This window comes from Undibacterium sp. Tian12W (assembly GCF_049339405.1).
In the GTDB taxonomy this organism is placed as follows: Bacteria; Pseudomonadota; Gammaproteobacteria; order Burkholderiales; family Burkholderiaceae_D; genus Undibacterium.
The window spans coordinates 234,437-256,974 of the sequence record NZ_JBMPPK010000008.1 but is presented as its reverse complement, the minus strand read 5'-3'; the positions used below and the strand labels follow the sequence as shown (position 1 = coordinate 256,974).

Below are 22,538 nucleotides of genomic sequence, written 5' to 3'. Positions count from 1 at the left end.
TGCCGTTTTCGCCATAGTCCTTCCAAATTGGATGTGCAGTGGTTGTCGGGGTAATTTTAACGGATTTCCACCTTAACACTGGATAATATTGATTTATCCAGTGTTAATTAAGTAGATTTTATCTATAAATTAAAGTAATATTTTAGTATGTAATTACATGGTACGTAATACATTATGATATTTCATGGGAAAAGTCATGGCGAGAACTGGGTTATACAAGTCAGAAGTAGAAAAAGCGCGCAATACTCTGATAGCGCAGGGGCGCCATCCATCAGTCGATGCGGTAAGAATTGTCCTTGGCAACACCGGCTCCAAGACGACAATTCACAAATACCTCAAAGAGCTGGAAGAGGAGGGCGGCGGCAATGCAGGCAGCAAAGTCCCCATTAGTGAAGCCCTGCAAAACCTGGTGGCACAATTAGCCACTCAACTGGAATCTGAAGCAGATAATCGCATTGCGGAAATGGCAGCTCAATGCACTGAAAAGGATCATCTGCATGCAGCAGAAATTGCCGAGCTCAGAGCCAGCAATGCGCAGACAAAAGAAAAACTCGATCTGACAATTGCCGCAATCAAGCAAGAGATAGCATCACACGAGCAAACCAGGGAAGCCCTGCAAACCGAGTCCATGGCCCACCATACCCTGGCCCAGCAAGTCATTGATCTGCGGGAACGCCTGGCAGAAAATGAGGTTCACCGGCAGTCACTGGAAGAAAAGCACCAACATGCCCGCGATGCGCTTGAACACTATCGCATGTCCGTGAAAGAGCAACGTGATCAGGATATCCGGCGCCATGAGCAGCAGGTGCAGCAACTGCAGGCAGAGCAACGTCAGTTGCAGCAAAGCCTGATCAATAAACAGAATGAAATAACGCGACTCAACCAGGATGGTGCCCGCTGGGTGGCAGAAATAGCGCAAGCACAAAAAAACATCTATGAAGAGCAAACCAGTTACCGCAAACTCAATAGCCAAGTAGAAGCATTACGCGTAATCGAACAACGCGCCAAATTGCTGGAGCCACAACTGAATGAGAAGGACGTTTTAATCGAAGAATTAAAAACCCGCCTGACAGATTTTTCTTCCAGAAATACCGAGCATCAGCAACACCTGCGCCAAATAGAATTGGAGTTGAATGCCGCGAAAGCCAAGATCGATGCGCAGGAGATGATGATGGTGGAATTAAAAAACTTGCTCCGCGAAAGAATGAAGCCCGAAGACACAGAGCCTCATCTGGGCAAGTAAAAGTAGTGCAGCCTTGGATCCTCGCCTGTGCAAGGAAATTTTCTAGCCTGGCTGAGGGCAGGGTGGTAGTTACCAAAGCAGGTGCCGTAAGGTTCGACAGTCCCTCTCATTGACCTGAGGTACTGTTCAGTAGTAGCGCAAAGAAAGTCGCAACGTTGCAGAAACTCTTGGCTTGGATTGACGACAGTAAAGGGCAAGTCATGCTCAGGGGTGTTGCCTATGAAGTCTCCAGTTGTTCGACAACCGCGTCTCTACAGTAGGTGGCGCGGCCTCCAGGCAGTCCAGGACGTGCAATACCGAAACAGCGGCGTTTCTTTTGAGGCCAAGCCAAGTGTTAGAGGCGAGGTAGTCGATTTGAAGGTAAGGCAGCAGATCAGCGACTTTGTGACGACAACTACAGGTGTCAATAACAGTCCAACATTGAACAAGCGTGAAGTGGAAACCAGCCTGAGTTTGCAGGATGGCGATGTGATGATACTTGGTGGATTGAGCCAGGATAAGCAGACCGGTTCTCATTCCGGCCGGCCGCTTTTGCCAGCATTCCTGCACTCAAAAGGCGGTGAAAATACCAAGTCTGAAATAATGCTTGCATTACAATTGCAGGAAATATAATTTTATTGTTTGGTGTTAACGTCTGATCATCTATGCAATTTTCGACTTTCAATTGGTGCCCAAATGCGTAGTTTATTCTCTGGACTAATGTTTGCATTGACAATGTTAATGAATATAGCGAATGCAGGAGAAACAAAATGGCTTGCGCTAAATCGCGAGGAAGGTTGTGTTCCACTTACGGAAATGTATGAGCAGTTTCCTCAGTTAAGCGGCAACGTGACTCCAACTGAGATATTAAACGTGCTTAAGAAGTCGCATCCGCATGCAAGCAAAAAAACATTTCTTGATGTTATAACTGCAGAATATAGATCTAGTAATACTAAACCAACTACCGAAGATAGATTCATGCATAAATTGATTACACGTGACAACGCATATGTAATTTTTTTCAAAGAAGATAGTCCGGAAATCATTCTCTTTTCAGAGCAACTTTGCTCTGCGCTTATGAAAAGACCCTCAACAAATCGGTAAAGGCCCGTTACGAGCTTAGGTATGACTTTCTCTTTTATACCTTCTGGTGCAATTAACAGGTATCTCCCATAACAAGTTGCGGGGTATGGGTTCGCTTTAGATCCCATGAATGCTGCGGTTGCTAGTCGATCATGGTTGGCCGATATCATCTGCAATTTACCTGTCCCTGATGCAACGACATGCAGTCTGATAGTCAGGGTAGGGTGCGTGCTGAGTCGCCTTCTGTATTCAGTAGTAATGATGCGACTGCAATCGGTATGGTTGACGGTCGCAGGGTAACGATGTGGACAGGTGCGCTTACTGGAGAAAAGAAATGAAAGTGATTGCCTATGCAATGCTTGTGATCGGCCTGACTGTGCAGGCATCCCCGGTTAATCCGGTGACATAGGCAGATTCAACAGCGGCCAAGAAGTGCTGGTTCTCGGAGCGGTGTCCTATCCGTCCGGAGCTGGGCAAGACGTGCAGTACAGAAACAGCGGCGTAACATTTGAGGATAAGCCCAATATCAGAGATGAAGTTGTCGATTTGAAGGTGCGCCAGCAGATCAGCGACTTTGTGACGACGACTACAGGTGTGAATAACAGCCCGACATTGAACAAGCGTGAAGTTGAAACCAGCCTGAGCTTGCAAGATGGCGATGTCGTGGTACTCGGTGGACTCAGCCAGGACAAGCAAAGCGGCTCACATTCTGGCTTGTCGTTTTTGCCAGCGTTCCTGCAATCCAAAAGGTAGTGACAGCAAAAAAGTGAGATACTCTTAGTATTGCAATTACAAAAATTGTGAAAATTCTACTTAGTTATGTGAAACCTGTGCGTTGGGTGTAATACTTGATTGTTGGAGATTATGTTGAAAATAAGAGACCAGATTATAACGTCGGTTGTTGAGGCTGGTGGCCAGCTGAAAGTTAAGAGTGCGTTGAATCCTGTGCTATGGCTTTGTGCCATTATCACAGCTCCGGGAAGTTACTTTATGAGTAAGGACTGGCCTCTTTTTGCGCAAATCATTACCTTTTGTCCCGTAGTCACAGCAATGATTGGCTTTTTTTATCTTCTCTTCTTTGATCGAGATAAGTTGCAATCTGAAGACTTTCAGTTACGAAAAAGGACTCTTGAGATTGCTCAGGAGAAAGGTGATGATTTTCCTCAAATTGCAAATACTCTAACAATGATAAGTAATCCTACAGCTAAATTATTGGAAAGCAGAAGGCAAGAGGATACAGAATGAGAAAATCTTATGTCTTTCTTTACTCTGATGCTCTTGGCACATATGAAGAAGTAAAGAATTTTTTAGATACGTGTGACGATATTCAAAGTTGGAGGAATGATCTTCCGCACTCGTTTTTCTTTGTATCTAATGCTACTGCAGGACAGTTGGTAGTTAAGGTAGTTGAACATTTTGGCAATGAACATTTTTCTGGCCCTAAAGGCATGTTCTTGATCATGCCTTATGATTCTCTATCTACAAATGGATATCTTAGTAATAGATCATGGTCTCTTTTAAATGAAATGCAACTTCCTCCCAAAGAGATTACTTAGTTAAGTCTCTACATCACGTAGCATTATTCTATAAGGTTGCAGGGTATGGGGTCGCTTTAGATCCCATGATTGCTGTGGTGGCTGGTCGATCATAGTTAGCCGCGTCCGCAGTTTGATGTACGCCAACTGATGGCCATTGGACACTCAGGAACACGCGTACATGGCGTTTTAGCGATGCTCGCCGCAGAAAAGCATATCGGGAAATTGAGGTTGAAAAAAAACGCCTGATGTTGTCAGACGTTTCAAAAAGGGAGGTTCTGGATTACTTAGCTTGCTGCCGTTTGAAATGCAAACGGGGAAAAGATTGCCCGCATTGTCGCCGAAATTTTTGATGAAATCCATGCCTTCATTCTGGAAGCTATTTTACATAATATAAATTATGCGAAATTGAGGGCGCTATTAAGAAGGCTGCAAAACATGCTGAAGTCGTTGGTAAATCGGTCGATACTCGCCCTTACAAAATGGACAGATTTTAGCCTTTCCACAGGTCAAGCGGCAGCAAGCTAAGTAATCCAATATTTCACGCTTTGAGACGCCTGCCATGAGCAGGCGTTTTTTTTCGGCCTCAATCAAACGATAATATTTGCGCCGCCTAGCATCGTGCATTCTCGTTTTTCGGCTGTTCCGAATGTACCAATAATGCGCAGAAATATTTTCGTAAATATGTTGTTTTTCGGCTACGGATAAAGGTTCAAATGGGAAAAGCTCTAACTGCATGTCGTTGTATCAGGAGCAAGTAACTTACTGATGATACAAGATATTGGCGGCTGAGTTTGGCTTGCATGGCGCACAGTCGGCCATCAGTTGGCGTACATCAAACTGCGGACACGGCCAACTATGATCGACCAGCCACCACAGCAATCATGGGGTCTAAAGCGACCCCATACCCTGCAACTTTAGAGAAAGTTCCCGCGTGACGAAATGCTGCCTGTGATGAACGTGTATGAATCAAAGTCGCATCGTTCGTACTTCTGCCCAGCAAAATAAATAGCAGCATTTTCTTCATTCATGCGCCAGCGTGTGCGCACCATTTTCTTTTTACCTGGCACTTCGTAGTACCAAAAATAGCCGGTCTGCTCGTCGCCTTCCTTGTATTTGTCTGTATATGGCATGATATTAATCACTGTACGTTTAAACAGTAATCATCTTGGGCGAAAATCTGGGGAAATGCAATTTGGCAGAGAAGCAACAAGCACTGAATTTGTCTGTAGACAAAACTTTATTCAGTGCCGGCTTTCAAAATTTGCTTAAAAAGGCTCTCCAGGAGCTGCACCTGGTCAAATTAAATTTGGTCACAACTTCTGCAACTGAAGGACAAGCAGAATTTCGGACTTGGTATTCTCGCTGCCTTTTGAATGCAGGAATGCAGGCAGAAACGACAGGCCGGAATGTGAACCGGTCTGCTTGTCTTGGCTCAGGCCACCGAGTACCACGACATCGCCATCCTGCAAACTAAGGCTGGTTTCGACTTCCCGCTTATTCAGTGTCGGACTGTTGTTGACACCTGTAGTTGTACTGACAAAGTCGCTGATCTGCTGCCTTACCTTCAGATCGACCACCTGATCACGGACGTTGGGCTTCACCTCAAATGTCACACCGCTGTTTCTATATTGGACGTCCTGCACTGCTTGGCCTGCTCCAGTTGGGTAGGATATAGCGCCTAGTACTGGCACTTCTTGGCCGCTGTTGAATCTGCCAGTGTCGCCGGACGCTACACGCACACTCGCCTTACTGATCACATTGAAGCGAGAGTCACTCGATAGCGCTGAAAACACGGCATCGATGCTACTGGTTTTCAGTCGTATAGCACTGTCAAGTGTCGCAGAGCCACCGTTCACGATGGAAAACTTGCCGCCGAGGATACTTAAAGCCAGAGCAAACGCTGACCCTTCCTTATCGCTACTGGCGACCTCATACACGACACCACGCACCATAACCTGACCCTTCGCATCGTCAATCTGAGGAAGCAGCCTTTGCAGCGTCGCTATCTCTTTGACGGTGCCTGTAAATATCAAAACATCCGCATTCTGATCAACCATAGCAGCCACAGAGCCTTCAGGGACTGGCCTGTTGACCTTTGCCGAATCTGGTGCGGCAATAGTACGGTTCACCGCAAAGGAGCCTTGAAACACTGGCGCAAGCACCCTGCTGATGTAGCCTACCTCACGATGCTTAGGCTTGTAGACGAAAGTTTCCATGTCAGCAGGTGGCAGCTCCTTTTTATCTTCCGGCAGCTTGCGAGTGATGTAGTCGACACCCTGCTTTGTCTCGATGGCGAAGCCTAACGTGTCCAGGAAGTTAGCGAGGAATGACCGCGAATCACCGTTCGCGGACTCGTAGCGGAAACTGACCAATCTGGCATCGGCCAGCACATCAGGGTGTATCACATACGGCTGCTTAAGTGCCTCGCCGTAGACGAGCTGCACGACCTGACCGACATTAATCAACCTGAAATCAAACTTCACAGGGACAGTGGCCACTGAGACTGGGGATGCTTGCACGATCTGAGCAGTCAAGCCGACCAATAGCATTACATAGGCAATCATCTTCATTTCTTTTCTCCGGTGAGCGCACCTGTCCACATGGTGACTTTGCGACTATCTACAGTGCCTATGGCAGTGATATCAGTGCTACTGAATACTGACGGTGACTCAGCACGCACCCTGCCCTGAGCATCAGACACTACAGCCATGTTTACGCCGTTCTTATCGACATAGCTACCGACATAGCGCCACCTGTCAGAAAACGTCTCAGAATCGCTGTTCTGAGGCTTGGCGGCGGCTTTGGCTGCTGCATCAGTAGGAGCAGCCGTTGCACCCGTAGTCTGCGGTTTCGCATTCTTGCTACTTGGGTTAAAGAATTTGTACAACTGATAAACAGAAAATGAGCCCATCACGATAGTAGCCACGATGAAGACATAGATCATCGGGTTATTCCAGATGTTCTGTCTGCTATCAACCTGTACTTCCTTGCCTTTACCGCCCTGATAACTGCTATACAGAGGAAAAATTTCCTTGCTGTAATGGCGGTAAAAGCTGCTCACATGTGACGCCTTAGTGAGCTTATAGGCTTCATACATATCGACACGATACTTGCTGCTGAATCCGAGCGATTTAAGCTTAGTCGTCTTAAACGTTGCCTCGACTACTACCTTCAATATCCTGTTCAGATCACCGATGTCCTGCACCATGAGCACAAGGTCACATGACACGCTTGTCTTCTCAGACACATAGTGCCTATGTTCACGAAAGAACACGGCGTGATTGTGGTGCACCTTAGACTTTGTACCCCAGAACTTCCACGCCTCATCAATGACGACCAGATCACCGGGCTTGCAGAATGTATCGATATCTTCACCATATGGAAAGAAGTCCTCCTTCACCACGTCACTATTCTGGCAGTGCCTGATCTGGCCTAGACGCTCGAAACTCGCGCCTTTCTTCTCGACACAGTAAGCAGCAATAGCGTCACCATCGATGCCATCAACATTAGTAACAACGTCACGACCAGCCAAAACAGCCGGGATGATGACATTCGAAACAGCTTCGTAACTCTTACCTGAACCCATCAGGCCGCAATAAACATTGATAGGCATGACTATCCAATCACAGGAATGCGACGAATCAGAAACGCAGTAGCAGCCGCTGAAACCATCATAGATATGCCAGTGTCAATAGCGAAAATCTGCATGAAGTACCACATACTGGAAGGTATCCCGCCAAAGGCACTATTCAGACTGCCGACACTCGGAAAAATGCCTGAAGCGACTAACACCTGCAGGAATTCAGTAGTAATCAGATACAGCGCAAAGAAGACAAAAAACTTGGCAATGATAGAGCGGACAACGAAGCTCAAAACCACGTTAAACGCTGACAGTAATATCCCGAACATGATTAAGCCCTCAACACAATAAACAGCGCTGTAATCGTGAAGCACAACACCATAGCCGCATGAATGATGTTTCGGTTCTGCTCTAACAGATCACAGTGCTTATCCATCGTGAAATTATGATTGAAGAAAGCCAGTGTAAATTTTGGACACTGAGCTGCACCGCCTCCAGGTGCGGTGTAATTCCTAAGATCAGGCAACAGATTCAGCACAGGTGCCAAAATCTGAGCGGCAGTAGGAATGCTCTCCAGATTAGGAGCCCCGATGCCGGGATCCACACCGAGATTAATAGCAGGCTGGCCGCAGCATTAGTGCCAGTGTTGACCTGCGTGTTATCAATGGTGCCGACTGGAGTAGTCGATAGAGGTAAGTCGAATGGATTGGTGCCTGTCAATGGCCGGGTGAACGAATCGACGGTAGGCGCGAAACCGGGGTTAGCATCAGTCCATCTGTTCACGTCATCAATGGTAATGGGCTTTGTGTAATCGTAAGGTATGCCAGCGTAGCCAGGCTGATTAGCCGCATCAATCCATGCCCTGTTAGCGATGCCAGCAGTGATAGCCGGATTCAATGGCTTAGTCAGATCGAGCCCGGGAATCCCCGCTACAGCATCACTGATGGGTATAGGTAAGCCGTTTGAACCAGTTTGAACAGGTGTCAGGGCAACGCACTTACCATCTTTATCAACGTAGCGACCACCACCGCAAGAAGTGGGCGCACCCGTGGCACTACCAGTGACAGAAAACGATGACTGAGTACCCCAACGGTTATTGGCAGCGTCCCAATAATATCCAGTGCACTGATAAGTTGTAGGGCCACCAGAACAAGGTTCACGCATGCGATACCCTGGACCCATCATACTGACGAACTGCTGTGCGGTAGCCTGAGGGTCTGTTGACTCTACAAGCACCTTACCAGCAGCAGAAGCAGAGTAATGCCCACCACCTTGAACCATGGGTGGAGTATCAACGGCAGCCGCTGGCGTGGATACGGTCACTGTCTTGGGATTGTTATAGTTCCACAGCCATGTAGCGGCAGCGCCCCCTAAGTACGCACCAAGCGCTACAGCACCGATACCAGCACCTATAGCTGCGCCAGCACCGACAATAAAGGCAGCACCAGCAAAGCCGACGTACGCAGATGTCAGGCCATATGCAGCAAGTCTGAGACCTACAGACCGCAAGGTGGCATACACGCGAGGGTCTGCCATAGCGAACCCACGGGAAGCCATGTTTCCGGTGATGACGCCTGACATGGCATTTGCAAAATTATTGACTGGCACAGTAGTAGCCCATGCGCACTGAACATTCAGGGCAAGAAACCACGCGCAGAATAATGTGATAAACAATTTTTTCATTTTATGCCCTCCACTACAGCCCACGCGCAAATCATGCCGAGACCAAACGTAAAGAGATACCAAAAGTGTGCGCCCATTTCATGCCCCTTAAATGATATAAACGATTTTGATCATAAAAAAAGGCGAAGCATCACTTCGCCCTTTTTCATCAGCCGACCTGAATTAAGGGGCGCGCTTAGCCATTTTCAGAATGAACAGGACACCCAAGGCAACGACTGAAATAGTCATCAAACCGCTACCCATGGACATGATGCCAGTCGTGACAGGAGCAGGGTCAAACTGCGATGTCAGAGGTGTCAAATCCACAGGAGTGGCACCAGCAGCAAAAGCTGCTTGAACGCCAGCTACAGACAACGCACCGAAAGTTGCTACTTTATTGATCAATTTCATTTTGAAACTCCATTTAAAATCTGCGAAATCCGCGCAGTCGGCACTACAAATTAACGCTTGCGCAGGAGCTGACTACGCAACAATTTTTCAATCACTTCAGCCTTGGTCTTATCCTTGAACTTCAGCCAGTCCTCAAATTCACGTACTAAACTGGATGGCAGTTTTACGCACATGCTGGTAAGGTCGTTGCGCTCCAGATATGCCTTTTGTCTCTCAGCATCGCTTTCATACTTCCTTGGCCTAGGCATGTGCCACCCTCATTTCGTAAGATTTGACGATTCGAATATGCGCAATAAAAACGTCAGTGACGCCGCACCATGTTGATGACAGTACCGACACCACGCGCCATGTAAAAGCAGAACAGCACAGGGATAAAACCAGCCGCAAAAGCTTGGGATAACAACGTTGGGTCTAATGGCGGCACGGTTTCCTCGATCTCGATGGAACGTAGATTCTTAGACTGACAGCCGATGTATATCTGACCCTCCCCACCATGAATAGGATAAGGATTCTGGTCTTGTTCACAGGCTGTAATCCAAGTAGTCACAATTAATTTTCGTCGATCAGGTCGAGGGTATGCTCTACAGGAACAACAGTGCGCATTTCGCCCGTCGCCTTGTCTTTCACCGTAAACGCCTTACGCTGATAACCACCAAGCTGACACTTGACCGTCACCATTTCGCCTTTCTCACCAATACGCGACTTGCTGCGTATTTCCAACAGTTGCGGCCGTGAGAACTCATCGACTGCAGGAGTCATGATTTTTGTCTCGCGTGTGCCTTCATGGACACTGCTGGACTCTATGCGGCCACGTACCAACACTTGCATTGGTGCCAGTGATGATTTGTCCTTGATACCCGTTACTACATTTTCTGCTGCTGCCATGGTGAACCCCTTACGCGGCTATCCGCATTTGTTCCCTGCTTACGTTGTACTCTTCACGATTGCGCGCAGGGAGGTAGCACAGTCGCTTATCCGAACGAATCGGAGCAAAATCAAATGGCAAGGCTGAATCATTCGCCACGATGACGAGATCAGTACCACGCCAACACACACCCGCTTCTTCCAGGTGTTTCCTGTGACGGTAGAAGCTCGCCTTGGGATACAGCGCACGCGTGTAGTCATCGCCTTCAGTCGCTAGCGTCGTCCAAAATCCATGGAGGCGATCACCGTTCAAATCGCCATACATCTGGCGCAGGCGCTGACGCACTGCCCTTGTGGTTCTGACCTTGTCCATACCCTGTTTTCCTTCCCTTAGGAGCTTTTCCACTTCCTTGTCATAAACGCCTTGCAGATAGGCGTCGGTCACTTCGCTGACCAGTGGATTTTTGCCGAAGTCGTACTGGAACTTGTCCGAGTGAATTTCAACTTCACCCCTGAGACGGTTATCTGCCAGTCGCTGCAATGCTTCAATTTTTCGTTTGACTCTCGATGCATTTTGCAAGTCGCCCTTACCGTAGATGTGGGCAAACAGGCTGCTAAAAAACTGCTTCAGGCGTGAGCGCTCATGTACGGCAAACTCACTGCCCTTGTGGTAAAACTTGACGGTCGTGGTCTTCCCTGCGAAATACACAGCCATGTCATACTTGGCCGCGCCTTTCTTCCGGCGTGGGAAGTTGATAAGCTGCATGCCTGCGAAAAATTCCTTGCAGGCCTCTTTCGAGAGTCGATAGACCAGCGCCACATCCACCCGGTGCACAGTCCAAAGGTTGGCAGGCGGCAGCTCAATCTCCAGCAGTTCTTCCAGAAGTACAACGAAATCACTACAGACCTTCTGAAAATCTGTTGGCCCACCATAGACGTTATGACCGTTGAATACCTTGTGTACTGATGCTTCAACCAAGATGTACGGCTCACAGCGCTGCAAGACTGGATGGCCTGCACCGTTTATCTGGTATTCCTCATCCTTTGGCACCACAGAGATGCGGGCATCCCATGAGCCGAGCAGCTCGCCCGTGAAAATCTCATAACGCACCTCACCAGATGCCATCTCGACGCCGGAGCGGAAGAAACACTGGTTTTCGATCATCTGAATCAGCTTGGAATTCAGAGCTGGTGAACGCAATTTAATGGTGTCGTAAGCCACTACTCAAGCCCTTTGAAATCAGTTGAACCGGAAACAGGAAAAGTCTCACCCGTGAGACCGTCAGGCGGTGCTACCACGCCCGCCTGACAAAAATCAACGTCAACACCAACGGCGCAAAACCCACTTCCAGACCCTGCAAAAGCGGCTGTCCTCGCTCCGCTCCGGGCAGGCGCTTTTGTAGGGCTGGAAGTGGAACGAACCGCCACAGCAGCCGATATCTTTTTGTCATTGAGAGCGCGTAGCGCCGCCTTGATGTCTTGTGCGGGAACGCGCTTGCGATTCGGGTAGAAAAACTGAACTCGCAGGGTTGAGCACGGGAGCAACTTCAGCCAGGCGCGTTTCGCCTCTTTGGCGGCAGCAACACAGACGAGGAAATCAGGGTCTGCACCATAGACGAGAATGCCGGAAGCACAGGCAAGCTGGAAGCGGATATGGAGACACCTTGGGCGGCGCGGCTGGTAGCTCATGCCCTGCCCCATCTGTCCGGTGTAAGTGGTGATCATTGGCGCTCTCTTTCCAAGACCACTTTATTGCGCATGTAGGTGATCAGCATGGAAGCAGTGACAAAATTCACTCCGACCACACAGGCGAGAGCCAACAGGAGCAGGCCGATATCGTAGTTATCGAACATCAGGGAGCCTCATGCAGGATGGAGGTGATCAACCAGCCAAAATAGCCAGAAGCTCCGGTAATGCAGGTGAAGGCGACGAATTCGAAAATAAGGTGCGTGGTCATGATTCGTTACTCAGTAGCGGCAAGAACAGCACGCATGGTGCGCAAGGAATTCAGGCACTCGATGGCTTGGCCGAGGTGACAAATCTCAGTAGCAAGCTCGTCTGAATATCCATCGTGAGCGAGAAATTCCTTGCCTACCTGAGTGTGATCAAGCTGGAGCTGGGATATAAGGTCAGCCAGTGCTTTATCGGTCATCTTCATTTGCAGGGCTCCTGAATGTGGCAATGTGTCAAAAACGTCACGGGTAAACTTGTCGTCGGGCTGTTTCATGCTAAAGTCGCGCTAGAAATAACAACCGTTACAGTAACAGCCGTTATAAAACCATAACGGCTGTTACAACGTCAAGGAGAAAAAATATGAAAAGCGCAAAATACTTAGAGAAATTGCAAGAAGAAAAGCGACTTAACAACACAGAATTAGCGAAATTGCTCGGACTAACTCAGCCAGCAATAAGCCAATACAAATCCGGAAAACGTGTGATGGATGAGGAAACTTGCCTTGCAATTGCGATGGCGTTAGAGATAGAGCCTTTGCAAATAATCGCAGCAGCCGGAATTGACCGGGCAGAAAGAAGCGGTCAGCATTCACTTTGGGAAGTTTTTATGTCGAGGATGGCGGCAACGGCTAGCGCCCTCCTCTTCGTGCTTTTTGTCAATTTTATTTTGACACCACAGGCCGCAAACGCAGCAACGGCGCAGCTTTCAGCAGAGCAGATTAACCCTGCTATAAATTATGCGAAATTCAGGGCATGGTATTGCTAACTTTTTACGCTGACGCCAGTATGAGGTCTACTTGCGTATTGGTTGCGGCCCGTTACCATCACTTTTCGCTACTGTGTCTGCCACTGGCTGATTTGACGGGAATGAACGCTAGATCGGAAAAGTCAAAGCTTGAGTCTGTTTCAGGTGATATAGGCGCCATCGACATTCGTTCGATGCTGCCATCACGCCGCGAGAACGTGACATAAGCATCAGCATTTAAGCTACGCTCTTTCCATCGCACGATGAAAGTGTCATTTTGGAAATGTGTTAGTTCGCCAGTAAGATCAGGCGTTTTGACAAAACTGAGCACAAGTTTGGCACCCACAGTTTTGACCGTAGCGCTGCCATACCAAGGATCGCGATATTCACCATCATAGGCCGCTAAAGCCAACGACGGTTTGGATGTCGTCATAGCCTTGTCTTCTTTCTTTTTTTGCTCATTCTGTTTAGATTCAGCTTCGGTCGCGAGCTCACTGTATGTTGCAATCCAGTCAATTCTCTGCGGCAGGCCCAAGTAACGGTCGAGTAATTGATACTTCAACGCGTTCAACGCGGGGCCGCTTTCGGCATTGGTCAAGATGGCGATGCCAAGTTTGGCCGATGGCACCATAGCTACCACCGAATAGAAGCCGAACTGCCAGCCTCGGTGCGATACCAACATCAAGCCTTGGTAATCTCGTAGCTCGAAGCCTAATCCAGAAGCCGCGAAGTTCGACCGTGTAGCGGCCAATTGCTGCTTTGGCTCACTGGTTCGGATCGGTGTCTGCGGCGTCCACATCTCTCGCGACTGCACTGCGCTGTACAGGCGGCGTTCTTTGCCATCCAGACCTGGAGCCTCCAACTTGCCGCCATCAAGCAATAGTGTCATCCACTTGGCAATATCTTCGGCGCTGGTGTTGATACCCATAGCGCCGGCGGCATTTGCCATCGGCATCGGTTTAACGACGGTGAGTTTGCCGTCGGTTTTGCCATGCGGTGCCGAAAGATTGGTCATACCCGCTGTTTCGGCCAAGTTGGTCGTCGTACGTGTCATGTTTAGCGGTACGAGGATTTTTTCGCGCACGACGTCCCCCCATGGCTTGCCCGTCTTCTGTGCGATTAGTTTGCCGGCAACGATGTAGGGTAAATATTCGTAGGTGTAGACGCTGCGGAAGCTCGTGGCTGGTGCCAACAAACGCAGATTATAGATAATCTCGTCAGTGCTGAAGGTTGATGTTGGCCACCACATCAAGTCACCTACGGCCTCTCCCAGCCCACTGCGATTGCTAAGCAGGTCGCGGATCGTCATCTCACGCGTCACATAGGGGTCATACATCTGGAATTGAGGCAGGTGTTTTATAACTGGGTCGTCCCACCCCACTTTACCCTCGTCTACCAGCATCGCTAGCGTGGCTGCAGTGAATGCCTTGGAATTGGCAGCAATCTCGAACAAGGTCTGGCCGTCGACTTGCGCCGCCTCACCTAGCTTACGCACGCCGAATCCGTGCGCGGTCAGCACTTTGCCGTCCTTAACGACAGCAACGGCGATGCCTGGTACGTTGAACAATTTAAGCACGCGGTTGACGTCGACTTCCATTTCATCGGCGTGAGTAAGTGTTGGTGCCAGCAATGCGGCCCCGCCGACGAAGAATAACCACTTGCATGCGTGGTGTTTGACCAAAGAGTTCAGGTTACTGTGGTACATGAAAAGTTATCCTTATGGGACGGCTATCCGCAAGCTCTACAGAATGGAAGCAAGCTAGCATATTTGGGTAATGATAATGAGAATCATACATATTAAACCAAATGTAGATTCGGCTCAGAAAGCGTTGCAGATTCCCACTCAGCATTCTTGACTGGAAGTTGCAGCATGCTATTTCACGCGATTGTCCAATGTCTGACTGAAGAAGTCAGTGAGTGCGAAAGGATAAATATAATGTAGGATATTGCTTCATTTCGAAGTGAATTGAATACCATTAATTATTCTCGTTAGTATTAATGGTATGACGAATTAATCGCTTTTACTAATCGCATTAGCACTCGCGTTTTCACCCATCCCAAAACTCAAGCTGCGACCAGCTTATCTCACTCTACCAACAGGTGGGCCAGAAGCACAGAAAATTTGTGTCCAAATAAATTACTCAGATTTTTGTTCAGGTCCTCAATGGCAATACGGCGGTGAATCTCTTGCAGGAACGCATGTGCACGGGCAAAGCTACATAACAAGGTAGCTGCTGCCTCCAGTTTGAGAACGGATTTCATAGAACGTCCTTCAGGTTTGAGTATAAAAAGAGCGAAACTTAGAATGATGAAATGATCGCCGTGACTAGCTCCTATCCGTCTGCGCAGGATGAATTGGGAAGCTGTCGCAAACAAGCACAAATATTAAAAATTAAATAATGTTGACGAATTGGCTTTTTGACATAAAAAAACGGGAGTTTACTGTTTCCCCTAGGATGTGGCCTCTAGTGTCGCGTAATCATCGCGTCACTTTTTGACCGTAGATATGCAATTGAAACAAAATAATTCGTTACGCATATTTCCCAAAGATGGATTTATCAAAATGGTAAACTGGCGCTTTAGTTGTGATTTCTCAACATGAGAAAGTATTTGGCTTTTGGTGCCAAAATTTAGCCTATATTAAGTGACCTTTCTCTTTCAGATTTTTTATGCAATCGTTTAGCAGCACAAATACAATAACAAACCCAGAAATTTTATACGGTGAGGAAAGGCTCGATTTTTTACGAGAGGAAGTACTGGCTGATTTGCTGGAGGCAAGCGCGGCTGCTTTTCCTGACAAGACCGCATTAATCTCAGGTGAACTGTCTGTCAGTTATGGGCAATTAAATGCTGATGCCGGTCGTGTCGCCTCTGTTCTGATCGCTGCCGGTGTGCGGCCCGGGCATATTGTCGGCTTGTGGTTGCCGCGCGGCATACATTTGTTGATCATGCAGGTAGCCATTGCCAAAACTGGTGCTGCCTGGCTGCCGTTTGACGCAGATACTCCCATAGACAGGATTGCTGTTTGCCTCAATGATGCAAATGCCTTTGGCATCTTGAGTTGCCAGGCTTTTGAAGCGCAACTGACTGCGCTAAATTGCCAGAAATGGCTGGCTGAAGATGCCTTGCTCGATGCAGGCCAAGCCATATTAAAGCGTGAAGCCATCAAAGGCAGTGACCCTGCTTATGTAATTTATACCTCGGGATCGACTGGCAAGCCCAAGGGTATATTGGTGAACCAGGCCAGTATCTGTCATTTTTTGCGTAGTGAAAACCATGTGCTTGGCATACGGCATGATGACCGTGTGTATCAGGGATTTTCATTGGCATTTGATATGTCATTTGAAGAAATCTGGATCAGTTACCTGGTTGGTGCGACCTTGTGGCTGGCGCCAAAGGAAATTACGGCTGATCCAGATGCCCTGCCGCTGGCCTTGAATGAAAACCATATCAGTGTTTTACACGCTGTCCCCACCCTGCTCGCTTTATTCAGCCATGAGGTTGACAGCCTGCGCCTGATCAATCTGGGTGGTGAGATGTGTCCTGAGGTGCTGGTCAAGCGCTGGTCGCGCGCTGGACGGCAGATGTTCAACACGTATGGGCCGACCGAAGCCAGTGTTTCTGCCAGCCTGGCGCAATTGCAGCCGGAACGGGCTGTGAACATAGGCAGGCCTTTACCTAATTATTCTTTACTTGTCATTGCTACCGATGTTGAAAACGGTTTGCGTCTTTTGCCTGCGGGTGAAACCGGGGAGCTTTGTATTTCTGGTCCCGGAGTAGCGATTGGTTATCTTGGGCGCCCGGATCTGACGGCTGAAAAATTCCTTGCCAATCCCTGGGCCAGAAATGCGCATGAGGCCAGACTATATCGCACTGGTGATCTGGCCTGTTTTAACCCAGATGGCAGTGTGCAATGCCTGGGACGGGCTGATGATCAGGTAAAAATCCGCGGATTCAGGGTTGAGTTGGGAGAAATTGAGTCTGTTTTGGCCAAGCAAGCTGGCGTGGGGGCGGTTGCGGTTGTCTTGCGCAAGGATGAAGACATTGATCAGATCGTGGCTTTCATCGTCAATGATCAGCTACCTGCCGATACTGATGCCAGCGTGTTTGCACAGCATTCTGTTGTCTTGCGCACCGAGTTAAGCAGGGTCTTGCCTATTTATATGGTACCTGCCCGCTTTGAATATCTGCCTGAAATGCCGAGGCTGACCTCCGGCAAAATTGACCGCAATACACTTAAAAAACTGACTCTGGCAAAGCAGGCTGCAAACAATGCATCTGATACGCCGGAAAACGAAACTGAGGCTGTGCTGTTTGAGGCCTTGGCCAGCCTGTTTCCTGGGCAGGCGATACAACGTGGGTCTGATTTTTTTATTGATCTGGGCGGCCATTCTCTGATGGCAGCAAAATTGGTGTCGATTTTGCGCAAACACCCACGTTTTGCGTATTTCAGGATCAGTGACATCTATACGCACCGGGTAATTGCCAGGATGCTGCAAGTCCTGGAAAGCACAGGGCAAACGCAAGATGGATCAGCCGCCGCAAGCAAGCAACAATGGGCCACTGCACCGGAATGGAAACGCTGGCTTTGCGGCATAGGGCAAGCAGCAGCCATACCCTGGTTAGTGGCCATGCGCATGGTGCAGTGGTTGGCACCATTTTTCGCTTATCACTTCTTTACGGGCGATCCTGAAGATTCCATTGCCAGGGCTGTGTTCTTGTCTGTTGGTGTTTTCTTGTTGTTGACACTGACTGAATTTGCTGTTGCCATTATAGGTAAATGGCTGATTGCTGGACGCCTGAAACCCGGACGCTATCCGCTATGGGGATGGACTTATTACCGTTGGTGGCTGGCAGACAGGCTGGTAGAAGCTGCGCCTACTTATATGTTGAGCGGCTCCTCTTTATACACTTGGTGGTTGCGAGCACTGGGTGCGAAAGTAGGGTCTGACGTCGTGATCGGCTCAATGACTTTGCGATCACCTGATTTGCTAAGCATCGGCGACCGTTGCAGCATAGGTAATGCCAGCAATTTTGAAAATGCCAGAGTGCAGCATGGCGAGTTAATCCTGGGGACAATTACGCTGGAAGACGATGCCTATGCCGGTTCGTATGCTGTGCTGGAAGGTAATGTACATATTGAAGCTGGTGGTCATCTTGAAGGGCAATCGGCTTTAAGTGAAGGGCAGCGCATACCAAAATCCCGAATCTGGAAGGGTTCTCCGGCAAGAGATGTGGGTGCATTTGATGCTTCGATTTTTCCACCCCGGCCACAGGCTTCACGTTTGCGCCTGATTGGTGAAACTGTGTTTTTTGTATTTGGTTCGCTATTGATCAGCGCTCTGTTTTTCATGCCGGTCTTCCCCAGCTTTGTGACGATAGACTGGTTTGATAATTCTGAGCTTTTCCCTGGTCTGCAAAGTAATTCCGTGATTTTCCAGCTCATGAAATATTTCTTGCTGGCTTTCCCTGCCACTGCGGTATTGATTGTATGTACGGCCTTGCTCTCTGCCGGCATACGCTGGAGTATTTTGCCAACCTTGAAGGAGGGGCAATATCCGGTTCATGGCAATACTTATTGCGGTAAATGGCTGGTCAATCAGATACAGGAATCCAGCCTGAATGTCTTGCACGGGGTATATGCAACGGTATATGCGCCCTTCTGGTATCGCTTGCTGGGTGCCAAAGTCGGGCGTGGTGCTGAGATTTCTACCGCTTTGGGTGTCGTGCCAGACATGCTGACCCTGGGTGATGAAACCTTTATTGCTGATGCAGTGTTGCTGGGTGATGAGCAAATTGATTGCGGCTGGATGAGCATGCATCCAACCGTCATTTCTCGCCGCAGTTTTGTGGGTAACGGTGCATACGTGCCTGATGGCACGATCTTGCCTGAGAATGTATTGATAGGCGTACATTCCAGCGCGCCAAATAATGAACAAATGCGTGAGGGCGATACCTGGCTGGGTTCGCCGGCTATCCATTTACCTGCCCGTGAGGAAACCAAGGGCTTTCCGGAGAACCTGACCTTCCGGCCATCGCTTATTCGCCGTCTGGGACGTGGTTTGATTGAGGCTTTCCGCATCATTGCGCCGCATGCGATGGTGATCGCTGTTGGCTATACCATCGTGCTGGATTTGATGCCTTTGGCCGGGGATGATCGCTGGAGTGAGGTTGTGTATTACCTGGTGGTTGCTGGCCTGCTGTATGGGATAGGTAGTTTTGCCTTTGTGCTGGTGTTGAAATGGATACTGATTTTCCGCTACAAGAAAAGCAGCGTGCCCATGTGGACACCTTTTGTGTGGATATCGGAAGGCATCACCAATCTGTATGAAGGTATTGCTGTGCCAAATTTCATGCGTTATCTGCGTGGTACACCCTGGCTGCCTCTGGTATTCAACTTGTTGGGCTGCAAAATTGGGCGCGGCGTTTATATGGATACCACTGATATTACAGAGTTTGACTGCGTCAGCATTGGTGACTATAGCGAAATCAATGCGCTGGCCTGCCCACAAACGCATTTGTTTGAAGACAGGGTCATGAAAATTGACCATGTCAGTATCGGTGAGCGTGTTTACATGGGCCCGCGCAGCTCGGTTTTATATAGTGCCGTGGTTGCAGATGGTGCCAGCCTTGGTGCAATGACACTGGTGATGAAAGGCGAATATATCCCTGCCAATTCCAGCTGGCACGGCTGCCCTGCTGCCATGACAGGTGCTTGATTGACGTACGTTAAACTGGCTTGTTCATTTTTAAAATGACAAGCCAGATTTGCGCTAATGTGCAGGTTCCCCAGTACTTATCAAGCCAGATAGCAGCCTGTTCGTGTTGTTTATAGTGTTGTCAGGTGTCGTCAGTTGGAACTGGATGCGGGATAACGCACAGATGCTGTCAGGAAAGACGGGCATGCTGTGCATGACTTTATCCGTATAACTTTAAGCAGGTTCACCGAACTTGCGCCAGATGACCGAGAACATAAGCGCTGATGAAACAATACCCAGAAAATTTTGCACAAAAACCGCCTTCTTCTCAACCGAAGAAAACGATACGCATAGAGTTGGCACGGTCTACTATCGTGGCAATTGTAGGTGTGGTGCTGGGCTTTGCACTACTCTCTCAGTTAGTCCCTGTCATTCTGGTTTTGATCACTGCGCTGATGCTGGTGGGTACTTTGAATCCGGCTGTTGACTGGCTTGAGCGCCGCAATATTCGCCGCTTTGCCGGCATCGCGATTGTATTTACAGTATTGATGGTGGTCTTGGTCGGTCTGGCGGTTTTTACTGTGCCGCCATTCATTGCCCAGGTCGCCAGTCTTGTTCAGCAAGAACCTGAATTGCGCGGTCATCTGATTAAATTTCTCGCCCAGTATCCGTTCACTGCTTCTCTCGCAGATGGATTACGGCATATTCAATACGCCGCACTGTTCAAGTCTTATAGTAGTGAAGCCATGGCTTTTTCCAGGGGCTTGTTTGAAATCATTGCGTATGGAGCTGGGGCATTTTTTCTTGCCTTGTACATTATGATAGACCGCGACCGTCTGCGCGGCGCATTGTTTGCTGTGATACCCCGTGCGCATCACATTAAACTGGCGCGCATCATGCTCAATCTTGAAACCATCGTTGGTGGTTACGTGCGTGGCCAAGTTCTCACTTGCGCCATGATGACGGTTTTTCTGTTTATTCTGCTTACCGCCTGTGGCGTACCAAATGCAATAGCGATTGCCGCTTTTGGCGGAATTGTGGATGTGCTCCCTTTCGTCGGCATTTTCCTCACCATGGTACCAGCTGTGCTCGCAGCATTTGCCGTCAGTGGCGTTGCCGCCACCGTGGTGGGCGTGTTGTTGCTGTGCTATGAAGAGTTTGAAAGTCGGGTATTGATCCCTGTCGTTTATGGACGCGCACTACGCTTGCCCTCTTCTATAGTTTTATTTGCATTGATTGCCGGCGGTACTTTGTATGGCATTGGTGGTGCCCTGTTGGCATTGCCAGTCGCAGCAACGCTGCTTATGCTGATCGATGAGCTGAAAGTTGAATTGCCTGGCGAAAGCTTGCAAGCCAAGGACCTGGCAGTACAAAGAGATGATATCGTGGGTGAGGCAGAATATTTGCGCCGTACAGATGGTATGCCGGCTGAAGCTGCAGCAGGCATTGCCCTAGAAATTTCTGGAGACAGAAAACATAACGAGGGAGAAAGAGCGGCGAAAGATTTTATCCCGCCTGAAGATGCGGTTCAGAGTACTTGAGTTAGCAAGAACGCTCAGCGCTGGTTTGACGCAGTGCTATTTTTGTCAACTTGGCTTATCCTGTTTTGGTCGGCCCAGCACTTGCCCCATTAAGGCTGTACCTGGTGTTTCCCTGCCGCCAGGCCCAGCCTCAAATCGTATATCGTCAAGCTGCAATTCTTCTTTGCAAGCAGAGCAAGCCGGTACGGCAGTCGTGACGTGACCACAATGTTGATGGCGTACCAGTAAGGGTTGTAGTCCTTCTGCGGTGCGCCATTTATCTCCCCAGACAGTCAATGCCAGTAATACTGGATATAAATCCCGCCCTTGCTGCGTCAGGCTATAACGCCAGACACGTTTATCCTGCGTATCGGTATGTCGCTCGACTATGCCCTGCTCCATCATTTTTTTCAACCGGGCGGTCAGAATATTGGATGCCACGCCAAGATTGCGCTGGATATCATCAAAACGCTCAAACCCCAGAAACAGATCGCGCAAGATCAACAATGACCACCACTCACCAATGACTTCCAATGTGCGGGCTATAGAACAGGAAAAATCAGAAAACGAACTGCGTTCCATAATTTAGCTTGCTTGATGCAAGTTAACTGTTTACATTACTTGCATTATGCCAGTGAAAGTTCACCATGTATGCTTATATCGTTGAGAACAAACTTCGTAAAACCTTTGCTGCTATCAACACAGGCGATGTCAGCCTGATGCTGGATACCCTGGCTACTGATTTTGCATATCGCTTTGAAGGAGATTCGCCGATTTCTGGTTTGCGTAATTCACGCGCATCCATGGCTTTATGGTGGGAACGCTTATACCGTTTGTTCCCTGGCTTGCAATTTGAGGTAAAAGAAGTTGCTGTCATCGGGCCGCCGTGGGATACCCGTATCCATGCGGTGCTGGATTTCATCGTGCCGCATCAGCCAGATGGCCCCTACAAGAATGTAGTGATGCAATTCATGCGCATGCGCTGGGGCAAAATCACCTACGTCCATACACTGGAGGATACGCAGCGCTGCAGCCGCTATCTGGCGTGGAGTGCAACACAGGGATGTGACGAAGCATTGGCAGCCCCTATTACCGATCAAACCTGGCCAGGCCCCGGGCCATTCTTGCGGGCTTAGATTTAAATATTCAGATCTTATTCTGATCTATACCAGCTAAACATTTATCTGATGGAAGCAAACTGCTGCAAACACTCCCGCAATATCTGGGGCGTGTTTGCAGTAGAGAGTTGTTCACTCCATTGAC

At 48.8% G+C, this 22,538-nt stretch carries 27 protein-coding genes; 10 read left to right on the top strand and 17 right to left on the bottom strand.

Going from position 1 to position 22,538, the window contains the following annotated elements:
* The first annotated feature begins 196 nt into the window (after positions 1-196).
* The 6 genes from ACO0LI_RS12460 to ACO0LI_RS12435 all read left to right on the top strand — a co-directional run bounded on the left by ACO0LI_RS12460 (position 197) and on the right by ACO0LI_RS12435 (position 3,861).
* Positions 197-1,243 (top strand): DNA-binding protein, encoded by a 1,047-nt coding sequence (locus ACO0LI_RS12460; RefSeq protein ID WP_423032809.1) that lies wholly within the window; start codon positions 197-199, stop codon positions 1,241-1,243.
* Positions 1,244-1,462: 219 nt separating this feature from the next.
* Entirely contained in the window at positions 1,463-1,855 is a 393-nt protein-coding gene (locus ACO0LI_RS12455; protein ID WP_423032808.1) for a hypothetical protein, read from the top strand.
* A 108-nt stretch (positions 1,856-1,963) separates the two neighbouring features.
* A complete protein-coding gene (locus ACO0LI_RS12450; RefSeq protein ID WP_423032807.1) occupies positions 1,964-2,326 on the top strand; it encodes a hypothetical protein in 363 nt (120 codons plus the stop codon).
* A 384-nt stretch (positions 2,327-2,710) separates the two neighbouring features.
* Positions 2,711-3,058, top strand: coding sequence for a hypothetical protein (locus ACO0LI_RS12445; RefSeq protein ID WP_423032822.1), 348 nt, complete (start codon positions 2,711-2,713; stop codon positions 3,056-3,058).
* Between the two features lie 114 nt (positions 3,059-3,172).
* Complete coding sequence (locus tag ACO0LI_RS12440) at positions 3,173-3,550, top strand: hypothetical protein (RefSeq protein ID WP_423032806.1); 378 nt, start codon at positions 3,173-3,175, stop codon at positions 3,548-3,550.
* The gene (locus ACO0LI_RS12435) at positions 3,547-3,861 is read left to right on the top strand and encodes a hypothetical protein (RefSeq protein ID WP_423032805.1); all 315 of its coding nucleotides are present in this window, start codon (positions 3,547-3,549) and stop codon (positions 3,859-3,861) included. Before ACO0LI_RS12440 ends, ACO0LI_RS12435 begins: the two co-directional genes overlap by 4 nt.
* 168 nt (positions 3,862-4,029) lie before the next feature.
* Here ACO0LI_RS12435 and ACO0LI_RS12430 read toward each other — a convergent pair whose 3' ends face one another.
* The 14 genes from ACO0LI_RS12430 to ACO0LI_RS12365 form a co-directional block, all read right to left on the bottom strand.
* The gene (locus ACO0LI_RS12430; protein ID WP_423032804.1) at positions 4,030-4,203 is read right to left on the bottom strand and encodes a hypothetical protein; all 174 of its coding nucleotides are present in this window, start codon (positions 4,201-4,203) and stop codon (positions 4,030-4,032) included.
* Between the two features lie 554 nt (positions 4,204-4,757).
* Positions 4,758-4,973: a hypothetical protein gene (locus tag ACO0LI_RS12425; protein ID WP_423032803.1), complete on the bottom strand. Its 216-nt coding sequence runs from the start codon at positions 4,971-4,973 to the stop codon at positions 4,758-4,760.
* Between the two features lie 180 nt (positions 4,974-5,153).
* Positions 5,154-6,413 carry a type II secretion system protein GspD gene (locus ACO0LI_RS12420; RefSeq protein WP_423032802.1) on the bottom strand — a complete coding sequence of 420 codons (1,260 nt, stop codon included), beginning with the start codon at positions 6,411-6,413 and terminating at the stop codon, positions 5,154-5,156.
* Positions 6,410-7,456, bottom strand: coding sequence for a zonular occludens toxin domain-containing protein (locus tag ACO0LI_RS12415; protein WP_423032801.1), 1,047 nt, complete (start codon positions 7,454-7,456; stop codon positions 6,410-6,412). Before ACO0LI_RS12415 ends, ACO0LI_RS12420 begins: the two co-directional genes overlap by 4 nt.
* A gap of 2 nt (positions 7,457-7,458) precedes the next feature.
* Positions 7,459-7,752 (bottom strand): DUF2523 family protein, encoded by a 294-nt coding sequence (locus ACO0LI_RS12410; RefSeq protein ID WP_423032800.1) that lies wholly within the window; start codon positions 7,750-7,752, stop codon positions 7,459-7,461.
* A 202-nt stretch (positions 7,753-7,954) separates the two neighbouring features.
* Complete coding sequence (locus ACO0LI_RS12405; protein WP_423032799.1) at positions 7,955-9,106, bottom strand: hypothetical protein; 1,152 nt, start codon at positions 9,104-9,106, stop codon at positions 7,955-7,957.
* 162 nt (positions 9,107-9,268) lie between these two features.
* A complete protein-coding gene (locus ACO0LI_RS12400) occupies positions 9,269-9,496 on the bottom strand; it encodes a hypothetical protein (RefSeq protein ID WP_423032798.1) in 228 nt (75 codons plus the stop codon).
* A 50-nt stretch (positions 9,497-9,546) separates the two neighbouring features.
* Entirely contained in the window at positions 9,547-9,744 is a 198-nt protein-coding gene (locus tag ACO0LI_RS12395; protein WP_423032797.1) for a hypothetical protein, read from the bottom strand.
* 53 nt (positions 9,745-9,797) lie between these two features.
* Complete coding sequence (locus ACO0LI_RS12390) at positions 9,798-9,920, bottom strand: hypothetical protein (protein ID WP_423032796.1); 123 nt, start codon at positions 9,918-9,920, stop codon at positions 9,798-9,800.
* Positions 9,921-10,045: 125 nt separating this feature from the next.
* The gene (locus ACO0LI_RS12385) at positions 10,046-10,381 is read right to left on the bottom strand and encodes a single-stranded DNA-binding protein (RefSeq protein WP_423032795.1); all 336 of its coding nucleotides are present in this window, start codon (positions 10,379-10,381) and stop codon (positions 10,046-10,048) included.
* Positions 10,382-10,391: 10 nt separating this feature from the next.
* Positions 10,392-11,582, bottom strand: coding sequence for a phage/plasmid replication protein, II/X family (locus ACO0LI_RS12380; protein WP_423032794.1), 1,191 nt, complete (start codon positions 11,580-11,582; stop codon positions 10,392-10,394).
* Positions 11,582-12,085: a hypothetical protein gene (locus tag ACO0LI_RS12375; protein ID WP_423032793.1), complete on the bottom strand. Its 504-nt coding sequence runs from the start codon at positions 12,083-12,085 to the stop codon at positions 11,582-11,584. Before ACO0LI_RS12375 ends, ACO0LI_RS12380 begins: the two co-directional genes overlap by 1 nt.
* The gene (locus ACO0LI_RS12370) at positions 12,082-12,213 is read right to left on the bottom strand and encodes a hypothetical protein (protein WP_423032792.1); all 132 of its coding nucleotides are present in this window, start codon (positions 12,211-12,213) and stop codon (positions 12,082-12,084) included. The genes ACO0LI_RS12375 and ACO0LI_RS12370 overlap by 4 nt, the downstream gene beginning before the upstream one ends.
* Positions 12,214-12,323: 110 nt before the next feature.
* Positions 12,324-12,587, bottom strand: coding sequence for a hypothetical protein (locus tag ACO0LI_RS12365; RefSeq protein WP_423032791.1), 264 nt, complete (start codon positions 12,585-12,587; stop codon positions 12,324-12,326).
* Between the two features lie 86 nt (positions 12,588-12,673).
* Here ACO0LI_RS12365 and ACO0LI_RS12360 point away from each other — a divergent pair, with 86 nt between their 5' ends.
* A complete protein-coding gene (locus ACO0LI_RS12360) occupies positions 12,674-13,078 on the top strand; it encodes a helix-turn-helix domain-containing protein (protein ID WP_423032790.1) in 405 nt (134 codons plus the stop codon).
* Between the two features lie 58 nt (positions 13,079-13,136).
* Here ACO0LI_RS12360 and ACO0LI_RS12355 read toward each other — a convergent pair whose 3' ends face one another.
* Complete coding sequence (locus tag ACO0LI_RS12355) at positions 13,137-14,762, bottom strand: serine hydrolase (protein ID WP_423032789.1); 1,626 nt, start codon at positions 14,760-14,762, stop codon at positions 13,137-13,139.
* Between the two features lie 380 nt (positions 14,763-15,142).
* Positions 15,143-15,319 carry a hypothetical protein gene (locus ACO0LI_RS12350; protein ID WP_423032788.1) on the bottom strand — a complete coding sequence of 59 codons (177 nt, stop codon included), beginning with the start codon at positions 15,317-15,319 and terminating at the stop codon, positions 15,143-15,145.
* Positions 15,320-15,726: 407 nt separating this feature from the next.
* Here ACO0LI_RS12350 and ACO0LI_RS12345 point away from each other — a divergent pair, with 407 nt between their 5' ends.
* A complete protein-coding gene (locus tag ACO0LI_RS12345; protein WP_423032787.1) occupies positions 15,727-19,776 on the top strand; it encodes a Pls/PosA family non-ribosomal peptide synthetase in 4,050 nt (1,349 codons plus the stop codon).
* Between the two features lie 263 nt (positions 19,777-20,039).
* Positions 20,040-21,296: an AI-2E family transporter gene (locus ACO0LI_RS12340; RefSeq protein ID WP_423032786.1), complete on the top strand. Its 1,257-nt coding sequence runs from the start codon at positions 20,040-20,042 to the stop codon at positions 21,294-21,296.
* Between the two features lie 45 nt (positions 21,297-21,341).
* On the opposite strand, the gene ACO0LI_RS12335 is transcribed toward ACO0LI_RS12340, so the two are convergent.
* Positions 21,342-21,857, bottom strand: a complete 516-nt coding sequence (locus ACO0LI_RS12335) for a winged helix-turn-helix transcriptional regulator (protein WP_423032785.1) — start codon at positions 21,855-21,857, stop codon at positions 21,342-21,344.
* 65 nt (positions 21,858-21,922) lie between these two features.
* Between ACO0LI_RS12335 and ACO0LI_RS12330 the strand changes: the two genes are divergently transcribed.
* Positions 21,923-22,411, top strand: a complete 489-nt coding sequence (locus ACO0LI_RS12330) for a nuclear transport factor 2 family protein (RefSeq protein ID WP_423032784.1) — start codon at positions 21,923-21,925, stop codon at positions 22,409-22,411.
* The last annotated feature ends 127 nt before the right edge of the window (positions 22,412-22,538 follow it).